The sequence below is a fragment of the Rhodoblastus sphagnicola genome, from assembly GCF_002937075.1.
GTDB lineage: Bacteria > Pseudomonadota > Alphaproteobacteria > Rhizobiales > Beijerinckiaceae > Rhodoblastus > Rhodoblastus sphagnicola.
In genome coordinates this window covers 1-15,540 of the sequence record NZ_NHSJ01000136.1, presented here as the reverse complement: position 1 = coordinate 15,540, position 15,540 = coordinate 1, and the positions used below count along the sequence as shown (strand labels likewise).

19 protein-coding genes and 2 pseudogenes are annotated in these 15,540 nt (G+C 63.6%); 12 read left to right on the top strand and 9 right to left on the bottom strand.

Translation table 11 applies throughout. The annotated features are described in order from the left end of the window. Both CCR94_RS25770 and CCR94_RS23165 read right to left on the bottom strand, forming a co-directional pair. A pseudogene (locus CCR94_RS25770) lies at positions 1–256 on the bottom strand (hypothetical protein); the annotation flags it as partial. Then, entirely contained in the window at positions 231–869 is a 639-nt protein-coding gene (locus CCR94_RS23165; protein ID WP_244594198.1) for a plasmid pRiA4b ORF-3 family protein, read from the bottom strand. The gene CCR94_RS23165 and the pseudogene CCR94_RS25770, both read right to left, overlap by 26 nt. Before the next feature lie 277 nt (positions 870–1,146). Between CCR94_RS23165 and CCR94_RS23160 the strand changes: the two genes are divergently transcribed. The 3 genes from CCR94_RS23160 to CCR94_RS23150 all read left to right on the top strand — a co-directional run bounded on the left by CCR94_RS23160 (position 1,147) and on the right by CCR94_RS23150 (position 3,411). Beyond that, positions 1,147–1,434: a ribbon-helix-helix domain-containing protein gene (locus tag CCR94_RS23160; protein WP_104510647.1), complete on the top strand. Its 288-nt coding sequence runs from the start codon at positions 1,147–1,149 to the stop codon at positions 1,432–1,434. After that, positions 1,404–1,727 (top strand): type II toxin-antitoxin system RelE/ParE family toxin, encoded by a 324-nt coding sequence (locus tag CCR94_RS23155; protein WP_104510646.1) that lies wholly within the window; start codon positions 1,404–1,406, stop codon positions 1,725–1,727. Before CCR94_RS23160 ends, CCR94_RS23155 begins: the two co-directional genes overlap by 31 nt. A gap of 400 nt (positions 1,728–2,127) precedes the next feature. Then, positions 2,128–3,411: an anion transporter gene (locus tag CCR94_RS23150; RefSeq protein WP_244594197.1), complete on the top strand. Its 1,284-nt coding sequence runs from the start codon at positions 2,128–2,130 to the stop codon at positions 3,409–3,411. 247 nt (positions 3,412–3,658) lie between these two features. On the opposite strand, the gene CCR94_RS23145 is transcribed toward CCR94_RS23150, so the two are convergent. From CCR94_RS23145 to CCR94_RS23135, 3 genes are all read right to left on the bottom strand, one after another. Beyond that, the gene (locus CCR94_RS23145; protein ID WP_104510644.1) at positions 3,659–4,228 is read right to left on the bottom strand and encodes a putative glycolipid-binding domain-containing protein; all 570 of its coding nucleotides are present in this window, start codon (positions 4,226–4,228) and stop codon (positions 3,659–3,661) included. 204 nt (positions 4,229–4,432) lie between these two features. Further along, positions 4,433–4,633, bottom strand: a complete 201-nt coding sequence (locus tag CCR94_RS26730) for a DUF2958 domain-containing protein (protein WP_206605893.1) — start codon at positions 4,631–4,633, stop codon at positions 4,433–4,435. 208 nt (positions 4,634–4,841) lie between these two features. Next, a complete protein-coding gene (locus CCR94_RS23135) occupies positions 4,842–5,762 on the bottom strand; it encodes a LysR substrate-binding domain-containing protein (RefSeq protein ID WP_104510642.1) in 921 nt (306 codons plus the stop codon). A 181-nt stretch (positions 5,763–5,943) separates the two neighbouring features. On the opposite strand from CCR94_RS23135, the gene CCR94_RS23130 reads away from it, so the two are divergent. From CCR94_RS23130 to CCR94_RS23115, 4 genes and pseudogenes are all read left to right on the top strand, one after another. After that, entirely contained in the window at positions 5,944–7,065 is a 1,122-nt protein-coding gene (locus CCR94_RS23130) for an MFS transporter (protein WP_244594196.1), read from the top strand. A gap of 17 nt (positions 7,066–7,082) precedes the next feature. Beyond that, on the top strand, positions 7,083–8,258 hold the full coding sequence (locus tag CCR94_RS23125) for a serine hydrolase domain-containing protein (protein ID WP_104510641.1): 1,176 nt from the start codon (positions 7,083–7,085) through the stop codon (positions 8,256–8,258). Positions 8,259–8,562: 304 nt separating this feature from the next. Next, the gene (locus CCR94_RS23120) at positions 8,563–8,853 is read left to right on the top strand and encodes a hypothetical protein (RefSeq protein ID WP_104510640.1); all 291 of its coding nucleotides are present in this window, start codon (positions 8,563–8,565) and stop codon (positions 8,851–8,853) included. Further along, positions 8,772–9,742, top strand: a pseudogene (locus CCR94_RS23115) (FecCD family ABC transporter permease). The gene CCR94_RS23120 and the pseudogene CCR94_RS23115 overlap by 82 nt, the downstream one beginning before the upstream one ends. An 86-nt stretch (positions 9,743–9,828) precedes the next feature. Here CCR94_RS23115 and CCR94_RS23110 read toward each other — a convergent pair. Both CCR94_RS23110 and CCR94_RS23105 read right to left on the bottom strand, forming a co-directional pair. Next, positions 9,829–10,518 (bottom strand): helix-turn-helix domain-containing protein, encoded by a 690-nt coding sequence (locus CCR94_RS23110; RefSeq protein WP_104510639.1) that lies wholly within the window; start codon positions 10,516–10,518, stop codon positions 9,829–9,831. Between the two features lie 76 nt (positions 10,519–10,594). Further along, positions 10,595–10,984 (bottom strand): DUF2946 family protein, encoded by a 390-nt coding sequence (locus tag CCR94_RS23105; RefSeq protein WP_104510638.1) that lies wholly within the window; start codon positions 10,982–10,984, stop codon positions 10,595–10,597. A gap of 217 nt (positions 10,985–11,201) precedes the next feature. Between CCR94_RS23105 and CCR94_RS23100 the strand changes: the two genes are divergently transcribed. After that, on the top strand, positions 11,202–11,627 hold the full coding sequence (locus tag CCR94_RS23100; protein ID WP_104510637.1) for a four-helix bundle copper-binding protein: 426 nt from the start codon (positions 11,202–11,204) through the stop codon (positions 11,625–11,627). A gap of 45 nt (positions 11,628–11,672) precedes the next feature. On the opposite strand, the gene CCR94_RS23095 is transcribed toward CCR94_RS23100, so the two are convergent. Next, on the bottom strand, positions 11,673–12,005 hold the full coding sequence (locus CCR94_RS23095; RefSeq protein WP_158254886.1) for a copper-binding protein: 333 nt from the start codon (positions 12,003–12,005) through the stop codon (positions 11,673–11,675). A 195-nt stretch (positions 12,006–12,200) separates the two neighbouring features. Between CCR94_RS23095 and CCR94_RS24810 the strand changes: the two genes are divergently transcribed. From CCR94_RS24810 to copD, 4 genes are all read left to right on the top strand, one after another. Beyond that, the gene (locus CCR94_RS24810) at positions 12,201–12,608 is read left to right on the top strand and encodes a hypothetical protein (protein WP_146090166.1); all 408 of its coding nucleotides are present in this window, start codon (positions 12,201–12,203) and stop codon (positions 12,606–12,608) included. Positions 12,609–12,683: 75 nt separating this feature from the next. Continuing rightward, a complete protein-coding gene (locus tag CCR94_RS23085) occupies positions 12,684–13,685 on the top strand; it encodes a hypothetical protein (protein ID WP_104510634.1) in 1,002 nt (333 codons plus the stop codon). 10 nt (positions 13,686–13,695) lie between these two features. After that, positions 13,696–14,064 carry a copper homeostasis periplasmic binding protein CopC gene (copC, locus tag CCR94_RS23080; protein ID WP_104510633.1) on the top strand — a complete coding sequence of 123 codons (369 nt, stop codon included), beginning with the start codon at positions 13,696–13,698 and terminating at the stop codon, positions 14,062–14,064. 68 nt (positions 14,065–14,132) lie between these two features. Continuing rightward, positions 14,133–15,068 carry a copper homeostasis membrane protein CopD gene (copD, locus tag CCR94_RS23075; protein ID WP_104510632.1) on the top strand — a complete coding sequence of 312 codons (936 nt, stop codon included), beginning with the start codon at positions 14,133–14,135 and terminating at the stop codon, positions 15,066–15,068. Positions 15,069–15,317: 249 nt separating this feature from the next. On the opposite strand, the gene CCR94_RS25355 is transcribed toward copD, so the two are convergent. Beyond that, a partial coding sequence (locus CCR94_RS25355) for a hypothetical protein (RefSeq protein WP_158254885.1) occupies positions 15,318–15,540 on the bottom strand: 223 nt, incomplete at its 5' end.

Here is a 15,540-nt window from a genome sequence, read left to right as displayed (position 1 = left end):
GCGGTGCGCGCTCGCATGATGGTTTGACGGCTTCGCGAACTTGGTTTTCCGTTGTCTGCCCAACCGTCGAGACGCGAACGTAGGCGAAGATGCGCGGCACGAGCTTGACCCTGTCCACAATGGATGCTCGAACCATCACCCTGTTTAAAACAAGGTCAAGCTGACTTTCGGACAGCGCCGCCGCCGATGTCCACAACCGCTCAGTCTCGGACGGTGCGCCGCGCGCGAAATCAAAACCGCTGATGCATGAGGGCAAGGTGGTCGCCGCTTTTCAGTCTGGCGTTGACCGCCTTGCGCGAGAAGGGCTGGCCTTGCCAGGAATGGCGTAATTCAAGGCGCTCGGACACATCCCTCAGCTTCTCAATCAGGGCCTCGTCCTTGAGAAGGTCGCGACGTCCCTTCAACGCTACTTGGTCGATGAAATCCGCCACGGTCGCCAAGTCGTCGAGCCCTTCGTCTGAAAGCCAAGCATCGCGTCGGGCAAGAAAGCCGGACGGCCCCCCGCAATCCTCAGGCGGACAAGCCTCGTGGCCTTCCACGCAAAACGGATAGGCTCGTTTCGCGACGGGCTCCAAAAGCTCCTCAAGCCTGATTTCATGGCGCCAAGGAATGATCAGATCGTAGTCGTAGGCGAAACGCGCGCCCTTGCGGAGGCGCAGGCTCTCCAGCGTGATATCCGGCGAACGAGCCGATAGCTCCCAAGAACCATAATGAATCGCCCGCAAGCGGAATTGAAAGAGATGGAAGCCTCCCCAGCCCATCGCGATCTGGATCACTCCATGCAACTGGCGCAGCGTGAAGGTCGCAGGCACGTGCACTCTGCGCCAGATCATCGGACTGAGCCCCAACAGCCAAAATTTGAATTGCATGACCGCGCCGCCGGGCATCTCCGATGCCGAAGCGGGCGATGAGACTGTTCGTTTCGGCAAAGGGGCCTCCTACGCCGCGTTTTCGCTCATGCTATCCGTAGAAAGAGAAATCGTCAGCCGCCCGCCCCTCACTTCGTCATGCTCTCCGTGATCAGTTCTGCGAACGCGTCATCAGCCCGTTGGCCGATCGTTGCATGAAGACCGGCGGAAAATAGCCCTGCTTTCTGCCCACCTGCATCATAAGTATGATGTAGTATGACCAGTTAGGAGGTAGCCTATGGCAGAAATTGAACGGGTCACGATCACCTTGCCGACCGACATGACCGTCGTCATCAAGGCTGCCGTCGCCGAAGGCGATTACGCTTCGGTGAGTGAAGTTGTGCGCGACGCCTTGCGCGATTGGAAAATGAAGCGATCCTTGCAGATTCAGGAATTGGCGGCGCTCAAGGCCGACATAGACAGAGGCTTGGCCGACGTCGCCGCCGGTCGCGTCAAAAAATTCGACCCTGACGCGATCATCGAACGAGGGAGGAAATTAATAGCCGGCCGCTCGACATCCGCCTAACCGACGCGACCGAAGCTGATCTTGCGGAAATTTGGGCGTATGTCGCGAGCGAAAATTCCGAGGACATTGCAAACAAGCTGATCGCCAAGATCACCGCCGTCTTTGATCGCGCCGCTCAGTTTCCCATGGGCAACCCGCTGCGTCCGCAACTCGGCCCCGCGCTGCGCGTCGCGTTCTCCGGTAGCTACGCCATCTATTATCTCCCGTCGGATTCCGAAATCATCGTCGTGCGCGTCTTGCACGGCGCGCGCGATCTTGCGGCTTTAATCGAACATGGCGGGTTTTCGACGTGACGATCTGAGGCTATGCGCTAGTCTCGACGGACAGCCAGAGCTTCAGCCCCCAGGCGCGGCAACTCCCGTTGGACGCAGCTGGCGGGGCGGTCAAGTTCTACCGCTCTTCCCGGCTCTGCGGAGACGTTCCCGAACAGGCCCGCGACCGTCCCTCTTTGACCCCGAGCGGCCGTTTGACGTGCTTGCCCGGCACGTCGGCGAAAGGCTCAAACTTGCCATTGGGCAGGTGTTCGTCCTTATTTGACCTAGCAAACAGTGCAGTAATCCACCCGATTGAATTGCTCGGCGTCGGCTTGAAGACGGCGCTTGGTTTAGGCGGTATCATCGTCCCATGCGTCAGAAAGCCCCCGATCGAAACCGCTGGCCAATCGTCTTGAGCGTCGTGTTGGTGGGAGTTGTGGTGGCGATTGCCCTCGTCGCGGCGCTCGCGCCGGAGATTCTGCCCGCCGAAGATCCCGTCGGCGGAGAAGGCAGGAAGGTCGCCGCCGGCGTCATCTTTATCGGAAGCTATCTGGCGCTCGCCTTGGGCCGCATTCCCGGCCTGAGCATCGACCGCGCCGGCATCGCGCTGGTCGGAGCGGGGCTGATGGTCGCGTCCGGCGCCTTGTCGATGGAGGACGCCTATCGCGCTGTGGACCTCGATACGATCACTTTGCTGCTCGGCATGATGATCGTCGTCGCCAGCCTGCGGCTCTCCGGCTTCTTCGCCCTAGCCAACGCCTGGATCATGGCGCATGCGCGGCGGCCCCTGCTGCTGCTTGGCGCGATCGTCGCGACATCAGGCGTCTTTTCCGCCTTTCTGGTCAATGATGCGATCTGTCTGGTGTTGGCGCCGCTGGTGCTCGAATTGACGTTGGCGCTCGGACGCCGGCCAATTCCTTATTTGTTGGCTGTGGCCATGGCGTCAAATATCGGCTCGACCGCGACGATCACCGGCAATCCGCAAAACATCATGATCGGCAGCTTCTCGCATATCCCCTACGTGGAATTCGCTTTCGCCCTGGCGCCGATCGCGCTGGTCGGGTTGGTCTTGACGGTTGCGCTGATCGCCTTGTTTTACCGCGACGAGTTTTTCGGCGAGGCGCGGCTTGAGGCGGCGCCGATAAAGGTCGCGTTCAATCGCTTCCTCGTGGTCCGGGCGGCGCTGGCGACATTGGTCCTGATCGCCGCTTTTTTTGCCGGCGTCGCGCCGGCCAAGGCGGCGATCATCATCGGCGGCCTGCTGCTGCTGACCCGCCGGGTGAAAAGCCGGCGGATTTACGCGCAAATCGACTGGTCGCTGCTGCTGATGTTCGCGGGGCTTTTCATCATCGTCGTTGGCGCGCAACATGCGCTGCTCACGCCGGACCTCATCGCCGGCGTCGGTCGGTTGCATCTTGATCGGATACCGGCCCTCGGCGCCGTTACGGCGGTTCTGTCCAACATCGTCAGCAATGTTCCGGCGGTGCTGATGCTGAAGCCGTTTGTCGAACCGCTGGGGAACCCTGACAAAGCCTGGCTCGTTGTCGCAATGGCTTCGACGCTGGCGGGCAATTTCACCGTGCTGGGCTCCATCGCCAATCTGATCGTCGTGCAGCGCGCCAGCGCGTCCGGCGTCACGATCAGCTTTTGGGATTATTTCAAGATCGGGGCGCCATTGACGCTCATCACGCTGTTGATCGGGACGCTCTGGCTATGGCTGTGACATCGACCAGGGCGAAAGCGTTCAATCCGCTCTCGCTTGGCCATTGCGTGAGCCAAGGGCAAACTACGCGGCAAATCGCCGAAGTGTTCTCGGTATCGCGCCCGACCGTTTACCGTACCCTGGGCGGCAGGGCAGCGCCGTTTAGCGATAAAAGCCGCACACAAACCGCCTCGTGGCGCGATGGCATCGCGAATCTTAGAAATTGTGCGACCGATTGGCAGCTATGCGCGACTTTCCTGCCGTTCGCTCACGCTGTGGCGGGAATCCTTCGGAACGTGTCTGGATAGTCGAGAACGAGACCAGATGCATCGACTTCAAGTTCAGCGGAGAAGGCCCGGAACACGCCATCATAGCGATAACGCCGATCTGGCGTGAGGCAAGTGTAGCGTTGCTCGGCGCGTCTGGGCAGAAAATCCCCTTCGACCTGATCGGGTAGCGGCACATAAGCGACAACAATATCGCGGCTCTCGTGTTCTCGCAGCTTCAGCCTTTTGATGGGGAGCGCGTTCGTAGCCGGGGTTATCCCAATATCGACATCGATACACCCGTCTAGGGCCGGGATTGGTCTGTTTCCGATTAGGTCGCGCCAATGTCCTTCGCCGTCAGACCCGACATGCAGTCGAGGGCCATTGACATATTCGACGCGGACATCGCGAGTCCTGAAAACAGCATCGGTGCGAACGAAGTAATGCCCGCCATAAAGCCCGTGACGGGTTCCGGCGACCACCCCTTCAAGGGTTAGCCCGCTGTCATCGCGACGGCATACGCAATGCTCAAGACCCTCGCCGGCCCAGTCTCTCCAACGAACGACAGCCACTGTTGATGCCTCCACTATAATGTGAACACAGCACTATGCGGGGCCTATACGCCTATCGCGAAAATTCCAAAATCTGCGACATACAGGTCAGAACTTTCCAGCAACGTAAGGGGGTCACTTACCGAACCAACACCGTGCCATTTACCGATCAAATCCACACACGAAGGGCCGGCCGCTCGTTGGGCGACTCAGCAAGGATCTGCGCTATTTCATCATGCCCATCAGCGCGACTTCCTCGTCGCCATAGACCGTGTCGTGATCGCAGGCGTCGCAGCGATATTTCCGCGCGTCCGGTGTGAAGAGCTTGACGACAGGACGTGGATCGATGTCCTCGCCGGCGGCGCTGAGAGCACCATTGGCGAGGAGCCGGGCGCAGAGTTCGTTCGTGATGAGAGCTGCGGTCATGTCGGCCTCCATTCGATGTCACCCTCCGATCAAGGGCGAGGAGGCGTTCGGCCGGCGCAATCGAGCGGCGCGGTCAGACCTACTCGGTCTGGTGCGGGCCGGGCTTGACCGTGTCGCGGCGGCGGCCAGCGTTACCCAAGCTCATTGAGAGGGGAAGAACGAACCAGCCGCGACGAAGCGCTCCTACGAATGGACTCGTGTTGCTGGTTCACTGCGCTTCGGCTCTGCAGGGCAGCGGTTGCGGATAACGCAGCAAGTTCTCGGCCATGAACGAGACGAAGGCGGACAGCTTCGGCGACGGGTGGCGGCTTGCCGGCCACAGAATATGGAACGCACCCACATCGCGGATATAGTCGTCGAGCACGCTGACGAGCGTGCCGCGTGAAAGTTGAGCGCGCACGGCGAACTGCGGCAGACAGGCGAGTCCAAAGCCTTCCTCGGCCAGGCAGATCTGGGGTTCCAGCGTGCTCGCCACCAGCGTGACCGGCAGAGCCATATCGAGATCCACCCCGTCGCGCGCGAGCGGCCAGCGCTCAAGCTTGCCGGTCGAGGGATATTTGTGATGCAGGCAGGCGTGGCCGGCGAGGTCTTCTGGCGCCTTCGGCACGCCACGCGCGGCGCAATAGTCCGGTGAGGCGACGATGCAGTGGGAGAAGGCGCCGACGCGGCGCATCATCAGCCGGCTGTCGCGCGCCTCGCCGGTGCGGATCACCGCGTCGAAGCCTTCGTCGATCACATCCACCAGCCGGTCGGTGAAGTCGAGATCGAGCTCGATCTCGGGATAGGCGCGCATGAAGGCCATCACCGCCGGCATCATCAGCATGCCGATGAGTGGCAGGCTGACGCGGAGTTTTCCCCGCGGCGCCGCGCGGGTCTGCGACAGTTCGAGTTCCGCGGCCTCGATCTCGCAAAAGATGCGACGGCAGCGGTCGCGGAAGAGCTCGCCCTCAGGCGTGAGGGTCAGCGACCGGGTCGAGCGGTGAAACAGGCGGACACTGAGCCGTTCCTCGAGGCGGGTCACCGCCTTGCCCACTGCGGACGCCGAAATGCCGAGCTTGATCGCAGCGGCGGCAAAGCTGCCGGCCTCAGCCGTCTGAACGAAGGCGTTGAGCGCGCCGAGGTGTTCCATTGGCAGCCTTCCGATATTACGGACTCTCATGTCCGATATAAGCGGAATTCTAACCTGATTATTCCGCAACGGCGATAGCCCTAATCTCATGGGCATGACAGAGACTTGCTCCCACGACGTGGCTGGCCGCGTCCCGCTGACCTCAGCTCCATTCCCGTGGTCGAACCTCTTGGCGCTCGCGATGGCCGGGTTCATCACCATCCTGACCGAGGCGCTTCCGGCCGGTCTGTTGCCGCAGATCGGCGCGAGCCTGCGCGTCTCCGAGGCGCTCGCCGGGCAGATCGTCACGCTCTACGCCATCGGTTCGCTCGCTGCGGCCATTCCCCTGACCTCCGCGACCCGAGGCATGCGGCGACGGCCGCTGCTTCTCCTCGCCATCTCCGGATTTGCGGTGACAAACACGGCGACGGCGCTATCGGATAGCTATGGACTGACGCTCGTCGCCCGGTTCCTCGCCGGTGTTTCCGCCGGACTGCTCTGGGCGCTGATCGCCGGCTATGCCGCGCGGATGGCGCCGAAAGGATCGAAGGGACGCGCCATCGCCGTCGCGATGATCGGCACGCCGCTGGCGCTGTCGCTCGGCATTCCGGCAGGAACATACCTGGGCGCAGTGATCGGATGGCGGGCTTCGTTCGGGGTCATGAGCGGCCTGACCCTGATCCTGATTGCCTGGGTGACGATGAAAGTCCCCGACTTCCCGGGACAGACCGAGGACGAGCGGCTTCCGCTCGGCCACGTCTTCGCCTTACCGGGAATCCGGCCGGTTCTGTTCGTCACGCTGACCTTCGTGCTCGCGCACAACATCCTCTACACCTACATCGCCCCTTTGCTCGGCAGCGCTGGCGGAGCCACCAGGACCGATCTTGCTCTGCTCGTCTTCGGAATTGCGGCGCTGGCCGGGATCTGGATCGTCGGCGTCCTGATCGACCGTCACCTTAGGAGCCTGACGCTGATCAGCATCGCGTCGTTCGGCCTCGCGGCGCTCGCGCTCGGTATCGCCGGTCACGCACCGATCATCACCTTGAGCGCCACCGGGCTCTGGGGCCTCGCCTTTGGCGGCGTCGCGACGCTGTTTCAAACCGCTCTCGCCAAGGCGGCCGGAGACATGCACGACCTCGCCCAATCGATGCTCGTTACCGCCTGGAACGCGGCCATCGCTGGCGGCGGCATCATCGGCGGGGTGTTGCTCGATCATTTTGGAGCCGGCGCCTTTGCGCCCGTCGCGCTGTTGCTGCTGGCCGCAGCCTTTATCGCCGCACACCGCGCCTGCCGGCACGGATTTCCCATCTCCTTCGCCCCTTGACCCGAAACGGAGCTCCCATGCTCGAACGCCCTCTTCAGACTTCATCCACCACGCTCTCCACGAGACTCGACGCCGTCATCGATGGCGCGATCGCGGCAGAGCGGATCGTCGGCGCCGTCGTCCTGGTGCGCCGGAACGGCCAGCCGATCTATACCCGCGCCGCCGGCCTGGCGGATCGCGAGACCGGTTCCCCGATGCGCGAAGATGCGCAGTTCCGCCTCGCCTCGGTCTCCAAGCTCTTCGTCGCGGCGGCGGCCATGGCGTTGGTCGAACAAGGCAAACTCGATCTCGATCGACCGATCGCCGAATGGCTTCCGCACTTCGAACCGCGTTTTGGGGGCGAGCCCGCCGCGATCTCGCTTCGCCACCTCCTCACCCACACGTCCGGCCTCGGCTACGGCTTTCTGGAGCCGGATGATGGGCCGCTGCATCGAGCCGGCGTCTCAGATGGCATGGACCGAACCGGCATCACGCTGGCCGAGAACCTCTCCCGCCTCGCCGGGGCGCCGTTGCTGTTTCGGCCGGGCACGCGGTTTTGCTATTCGCTCGCCCTCGATGTCGCGGGCGCCTTGATCGAGGCCGCGACGGGGTTGGCGCTGCCGCAGGCGGTGCAAATGTTGGTGACCGAGCCCCTCGGGCTGAACGACACCGGCTTCTCGGTTGCGGACCCGACCCGGCTGGCTGCGGCTTACGCCGACGACACCCCGCGCCCGCGCCGGATGCGCGAGCCCGATTTGGTGCCTTTTCTTCCCGATCTCCCGGGCCTGCGCATGGACCCGTCACGCGCCTTCGACGAGCAGGCCTTTCCGTCCGGCGGCGCCGGCATGACCGGCAGCGCCAGCGACACGATGGAGCTGCTCGAAGCACTGCGATCGGGCGGCGGGCCGTTGATGCCGCCCGAACACGCGGCTGAAATGGCGCGCGATCAGATTGCCGGCCTCGATATCGAAGGCTCACCCGGCTGGGGCTATGGCCTCGGCTTCTCGATCCTGCGCGATGCGACGGCGGCTGGCGTAACAGAGTCTCCCGGCGCTTGGCGCTGGGGCGGAGCCTATGGCCATAGCTGGTTCGTCGATCCCATAAGAGGCCTGACGCTGGTCGCCTTCACCAACACCGCGCTCGAAGGCATGTCGAATGGCGGACGCTTCTCTGCCGACCTCAGCCGGGCACTTTATGCCGCGATCGGACCATAGGGCGAAACGACCCCTCCGAAAATTTCGCCATCGCCCCCTCTGTGCCCATGACGATGAGACAAAGACCTGCCGGGAGTTTACCCTTGAGGGCCGAGGTCGCCGCATCCAATGGTTATGCCCGTTTTGCCTCATAAAAAGACTCTTGCCGCATCTGGCCCCGCGACAGAGGAAAGCCGCAGGCCGACGATCGTCGCGGGGCCAGACGCGGCTTCGCCCGAACTTGCGGCACGCCCGGTTCGTCGCACCTTCACGGCCAAAGACAAATTGCGCATTCTCGGCGAAATCGACCGAGCAGCAGGCGCGCTTGCGGCTGGAAGATGCCCTGCCGTTCGCGCGCGACATCAAAGTGTCGTTCGGGCCGGAATTTTTGGGGCGTCGCCCGATCGACGTCTACAACCAGCAATATATCAAGCCGGCCACCCTGTTCGACGGCGGCATCCGCTATGAGCGGGAGGTTTGCGGCCATATGATTTCGGCCAACCTGACCATGCAAAATACCTTCAACACCGCATATTGGGCCTATTACCGCAGCGGCGACGGCCTGCTGCTTGGCAATCCGCGCACCGTGGCGCTCACCGTCAAGGCGACGTTTTGAGCGCGCGAACGCTCACCTTCGTTGGGGCGGCGGCGCTGTTGGCCGCCTTCGCGCTGTCGCTGGTCGTCGGGCGCTATCCGCTCGACGCGGCGACCGCGCTTGCGGTGATCGTCGCGAAAATCGCGCCGATAAGACCGTGGTGGCCGCCGGTGGCGGAAGCCATTGTGTTCGACCTGCGTCTGCCGCGCATCGGCGCCGCGCTCCTGGTCGGCGCCGCTTTGTCGGCCTCCGGCGCCGCCTATCAGAGCGTGTTCCGCAACCCCTTGGCCTCGCACGACATTCTGGGCGTCACCGCCGGGGCGAGCTTGGGCGCCGGACTCGGCATTCTGCTGGATTGGCCGGTCGCGGCCATCGAGGCCGGCGCCTTCGTCTTAGCTCTCGCGGCTGCTGGAACGACGGCGCTGGCCGGCGCCCTGCGCAAAGGCGGCGACAGCGCGCTGACCATGATCCTGTCAGGCATTTTCATCAGCTCGCTGTTTTCCTCCGCCCTCGCGATTTTAAAACTTGCCGCCGACCCCGCCAATGTGCTGCCCGCCATCACCTTCTGGCTGATGGGAAGCCTCGCCAACATCAACCTGCGCGAACTGGCGCTGGCGGCGCCGCCGATCCTGCTCGGCTTCGCTCTGGTCTGGGTCTTGCGCTGGCGGCTCGACGTGCTCACGCTGGGCGACGACGAGGCTCTCGCGCTCGGCTCAACGCGCCGCGCCTGCGCCTGTTCATCGTCATCGGCGCCACGCTGATGACCTCGGCCGCCGTCTCCGTCGCCGGAATCATCGGGCTGGTCGGCCTGATCGTTCCGCATCTCGCGCGCCCGTTCTGCGGCCCGCCACGGCCCGCCGCAGGTTCAAGGGTTCACCCCTCCAAACATGAACGCAGCCTTCCGGCGTGATATTTTTGCGCCATACTTTTGCCGAGCGTCAGGCGCCTCACCCCGCTGCCATGCCACTGCGGCAGACGCGTAGCGCGCCATTTCTTTCATGGGCAGGTTGTCTCGACCGCCGCCGCGCCGCTGGCGATGCGCCTGAGACCGTCGATATCGAGAATATGGACGCTTTCGCGATTGGCCGGCGCAATCAGTCCCCGCTTTTTCAGGGCGACGAAATTGCGGCAGACCGTCTCCAGCGCCAGACCGAGATAATCGGCGATGTCCTGGCGCCAGACCGGGAAGTCAAGCGGCTGGCTTTGATCGAAATCCTCGCCCATCATCTCCAGCAGGAAGGTCGCCAGCCTCTCGATCGCCGTCTTGCGTCCCAGCAGCAAGGCGAGATCGCGCAGCCGATGAATTTCGGCAAGCATCTGCGCGTCATCCTGGCCCGGATGCCGCTCGCGCGCCGCGACTTCGCTGGGGACCAGCGCGACGGCGGCGCAATCGTGGCGGCCGCCGGCGGTAAAGCCGACGCTGCGCCCGGGCCCGGCGATATCGACGATCTGCCGCCGACCGTCGGCCATCTGGCGCAAAATCATCAAGCCGCCGCTGACGACGGTGAACAAGAGATGCGCCGGATCGCCTTCGACGAAGAGCGGCTGATTGTCGTTCAGACAGATCAGGTGGCGGCGCGCGGTGAAAACGCGCTGACCGGAACGGGAGGCCAGAATGGGAGGGACGAAGGCCGCGCCGGCGCCAGCGGCGTCGTCCGCGACAGCGGGGGCAAAGTGTTGAGACATGACAGTTCCATGAGCAAAAGGCGCGGAACGCGCGACGAGACGCCCGGACTCCGGGCGCGGCTCTATTTTGGAAAAGTCAGACCTTCGGCGGCCCGCGCGATTGCGGCGCGAGCGCAAAGGTTTTGGCGGCCGAGGTCAGATTGCGGGCGATCGTCATCCTGATCGCATGGCTGACGGGAGCGAAAAGCCGGGGTGGCGCGGCGACCCAACCCGGCGCGGCTGTCAGCAGACAGGCGTCGCAGACGCCCGACCCCGCATGTGCCGGAGCGCCGGGACCATTGCCATCCGATGGCGCGCCGCCACAGATCGGGATCGCCGTTCCATCGGGCAGAGCGCGCGCGGCCGCGGTCTGGGATGAGGGAAAGGGCGCAACGACGCGGACATGCGCGAAGCCAAGCAGCAGCGCCGTCACGGCGTAGAGCGCCGCGATTACCGCTTTCCACTTCAGCTTGCGCAGGTCGGACATTCTGAGTCCCTTGTCGAACTCAACAGGCAGAATTTGTTAATTGCCCTGGATCAATCCGTCAATCGACCTTGGCCGGAGTCGCAACGACTCGACGATCTGTCCCATCTGCGTTGTGGATCCCGCGCAAGGCTTAGACAGCTCCGCGCTTCGTGGTAGAATTTTCCGCCAGGGTTCGCCGCCGTAGCAATCCTTTGTAGCCGGAAGAGGGAGACATTTCATGGAACGCCGAGACTTCATGGCCGCGTTCGGCGCCGCCGCCGTGCTTGCCGCGTCAGACCGGGTTCTGGCGGACATGGAGCATTCCATGCATCCGCCGAAATACAAGACCTTGCAGGACGATTGCGGCCATTGCGTCGCCACCGCCAACGATTGCCTGCGTCATTGCATCGGCATGCTGGCGATGAAAGATTACAGCATGACGGGCTGCATCAACACGGCTTATCAGGTGGTCGCGGCCTGTGGCGCGCTTCAGGCGCTGGCCGCCGTGAACTCGCCTCAAGTTTCCGCCTTCGCCAAGGCGACGGCGGAAATCTGCGCCGCCTGCCAGAAGGAGTGCGAGAAATTTCCCGACACGGCCGAATGCAAGTCTTGCGCGGACTCCTGCAAGGCCTGCGCGGAGGAATGCCGGAAGATATCGGCCTGATCACGGGACGAGGCTGGCGCACGCCAGCCTCGTCTCGCCGCGACGTCATTTTTTCCTGATGCCGAGCAGCGCCAGCGTCTTGCCGTCGACGTCGAACGAGACGCTGTCTCCCTTTTGCAACCCCTCCAGCATCTTCGCCGGCTTGGCCTCATATTGCATTTCCATCGCGTCCATCAGGCCGGCGATCGCTTCATGGTCGATCGTCACAAGGCCCGCCTGCGCATCGACGCCTGTGACCTTGCCGACGCCGTGAAACACCTTCGCTGCTTGGATTTGAGCGATCCGAACGGGTTCCGCAATCGAGACTGTCGGCGCCCAAGCCGCCGCCATGATCACCAGGATGGAAACAAGGATGAGGCGCGACGCATGCTTTTTCATTCGAACCATCCGCTTAATTGACACGCGGCTGCATCAACCACGGCGCCGACGCAATCGCCCGGTAGGCGTGAAGGGGGAAATTGTCGGCGCCTTCGTCCCGCTTGGCGAAACGCTCGCGCTGGTTTACGCAATGTGTCACCTTGTCACAGCCGGTTCAAAGACGGCGGCGCGGTCGGGGATCGGCAGGGAGCGCGCGTGGCGAAAGGGCGGACGCAGAAAGCTGAACTTGAACGTTGGCGGACATGGCTCGTCCGCCTGACGGCGTTCGCCTTTCTGTTTCAGGTCATCGGTCTTTTCGTGGCTCCGGCCAGGCGTCCCGTCGCTGTGCAGCGTGAAGCCGCGCAAGCGCTGTCGCATGTTCATCAGATGGCGGATTGCCCGCATCATCATGCGCGGACGAAGCCCGGCAAGGACGCCCCCCAAGACGGTTGTCCGATGTGCCAGACCCTGGGCTGCGCCTTGCCCGGAGCGGATGCGCCCATCGGCATCGCGTTTGTGCATGAGCGGCTGATCGGGCGGTTGCGCATTGTCTCATCTGTTCGTGCGCGCGCGCCGCCGCCGCTGCAATCGGCGCAACCCCGCGGTCCCCCGACTCTGGTCTGATCCGGCGCGATCCCGCGCCACGCGCCGCGCCCGCCTTGCGGCGGCGCGCCGCCCCACATTTGCGACTCAGACCAGATGACGAGACCACATGATGTCTTCCGTTCCCGGACGCGCGCGTCGTCGCGCGCAAAAAAACTCCTTGGAGCCTGCGCGGCTCTCCTCGCCGGCGCTTCGCTGGCGCAAGCCCACACGATTGTCGGCGACCGCATCTTTCCCGCCACGCTCGCGGTGGACGATCCCGGCGTCAACGACGAACTGGCGCTACCGACCTTCGCTTACATGACCGGATCGAATTTCGACCGGTCGCCCGGCCCCATCAACTATTCGCTCGGCTGGGAATACGCCAAGACCATTACCGCCGACCTCGGCGTTTCCGTTGGATCCCAAGGGTTCAACTGGCAGCGGCGTCCCAACGCGCAGGGCTGGTCCAACATCGAGACCCAGCTCAAATACGTCTTCTGGCAGGATGCGAAGGCGGAAGCGATTTTCGCCGGCGCGGTCAATGTCGAATGGGGCAACACCGGCAGTCCGCAGAGCGCGGGCATTGCGCCCGACCCGTTCTCGACCGTGACGACCAAGCTTTACGCCGGCAAGGGTTTTGGCGATGCGTCGATCGACTGGGCGCGGCCCTTCGCCGTGACCGGCGAGGTCGATTATTCCATGCCGGCGCGCACCGTGAACGCGGACGGCAGCCTGAATCCGACCACGCTGACCTATGGCGCAACGCTGCAATACAGCCTGTTGTACCGGAATTCCCACGTCGAAGAGGTGCCGGAACTGTTCCGGCGTCTGATTCCGTCCTTCGAGGCCGTGTTCACGACGCCAATCGCCCATGTCGCGCAATCCGTCACGGACGATTTTTCGACCCATACGACGACCGGCGTCTTCGGTCCGGCGCTCTACTACATTGGCAATTATTTCGAGATCGGCGTGATGGCGCAGATTCCGCTCAATCGCGCCAGCGGGTCGCATGTTGGCGCCGTGGCCGTACTCGATTTCTTCCTGGACGACATCGCCCCCGACAGCCTTGGCAAGCCTCTGTTCGGGCCAAGCCAGGCGCGCGGCGGCCATTATTGAGGAGGACGGCATGAAGAAAATCGTTTGCGCGCTCCTTGCCGGCGGCGCCGGTTTTGCCGCCGTGACCGGCGCGTTTGCGCACGCCCTGCTCGACCACGCCGTTCCCGGCGTCGGCTCGACCGTGCAATCGTCGCCAAGGGAGCTTGAGATCAGCTTCACGCAAAACATCGTCGCTTCCTTCTCGGGCGCGACTCTCACAACGGCGGACGGCGCGGCGCTGGCTGCCGGCAAGGGCGTCGTCGACCCGTCGAACCCCAGCGCGCTGCGCGTGCCGATCGGACATGCGCTCAAGCCGGGAACCTATGTGGTGAACTGGCATGTCGTGTCGGTCGACACCCATCACACTTCGGGCTCGTACAAGTTCACGGTCGCGCCCTGACGCCTGCGGGGCCGGGCCAACCCGGCTCCGATGCAATCGGCGGGCAGTGAAGGGAACCGCGCGGCGACATGGATGACGTGACTGACGGAAACTCTACCGAAATCCTCGCCGTCCTGCTGCTGACGAGAGGAATGCACTTCGCGTCGGTTTTCGTCCTGTTCGGATCGGCTTTGTATTGGCTGGTCATGCCCGACAATTTTCCGCGCGCGCGTCGCGCGACGGATCAGCTGCTGCGCATGGCTGCGCCGACGGCGGCGATCTCCGGCGTCGGCTGGCTTTGTGCGATCGTGGCCAACATGGCGGGCGGCCTCAGTGCGGTCATCGAACCCGAAACCCTGTCGCTGTTCTTCTTCCAGACGCAGTTCGGGCCGGTGGCGGCGCTGCGGGTCGCGCTGCTCGCCGGCTGCGTCGTCGCGGCGCTCTGGTCGGGGCGCGGAAGGTTGTGGCTGATCGCCAATCTTGCGCTCGGCGCACTTCTGCTGGTTGATCAGGCGTGGCTCGGCCACGCAGCGGAAGGCGGCGCCGGCCTGAAAGGCGCGTTGATGATCGGCGTCTACTGCATCCACGTTTTTGCGGCTGCCGCATGGCTCGGCGGCCTGCCGCCTTTGCTTTTCACGTTGCGGGACGCGCGGGAGAGTGGCGAGGCGAAAGCGCGAAGGCTAACGATTGATGTCCTGCTGCGTTTTTCCGTAATGGGCGCGGTCGGCGTCGCGTTGATCGTGGTGAGCGGCATCGGCAACGGCGCCTTTCGCGTCGGATCGTCCTTCGCGATCCTGCTCAAGGCCGATTACGGCGACGTTTTGTTCGTCAAGGCGGCGCTGGTCGCGGCCATGCTCGGCCTCGCCGCTTGCAACCGTTTTATCGCCTTGCCGCGCTTGCGTCTCGCGCCTGCCGACGCGCAACAGACGGCGCGGCTGCATGTCAGCGTAGCGATCGAACTCGTTCTCGGACTTGGCGTGCTTGCTGCGGCGTCCGTCCTCGGAATCACGCTGCCTCCGCAGTAACAAGCAGTGCGTCGCGGTGGGAAATTTGCCCTCGGCACGAAGCAAGAATTTGAATATTTAACGCAACTTGCCTTCAATGACTGCTTGCTGATTGTCATGAGACCGTCACGACGAACGCTCTATGGCCCCTATGGATCGTCACGAGTCGTCCGTTGGCAATGCCGGGAACGGCAGCAATGAGCCGGGAAGAGCCTTCGATGAGGCGCCGCCGACAGCCGCGAACGCGGTCGGCGACGCGCTTGACCTCCCTCAGAGAATCTCGACCTTGAGCTTGTTGTGAAATGTCCTGCCGCGAAACTTTTCGAAGATCTCGACGGCGGCGAGGCTTTCCGCATCGTTGTAAAGGGGCGTGCCCGGACCGCGATCGCGAATGAGATCGCCATTCGAGCCGCGCAGGTTGGCGACAATGACGTCGACCTTGAACTCCTTGGCGGGACCGCGGCCGATGGTGGCGGGCTTGGCGACCGTCGGT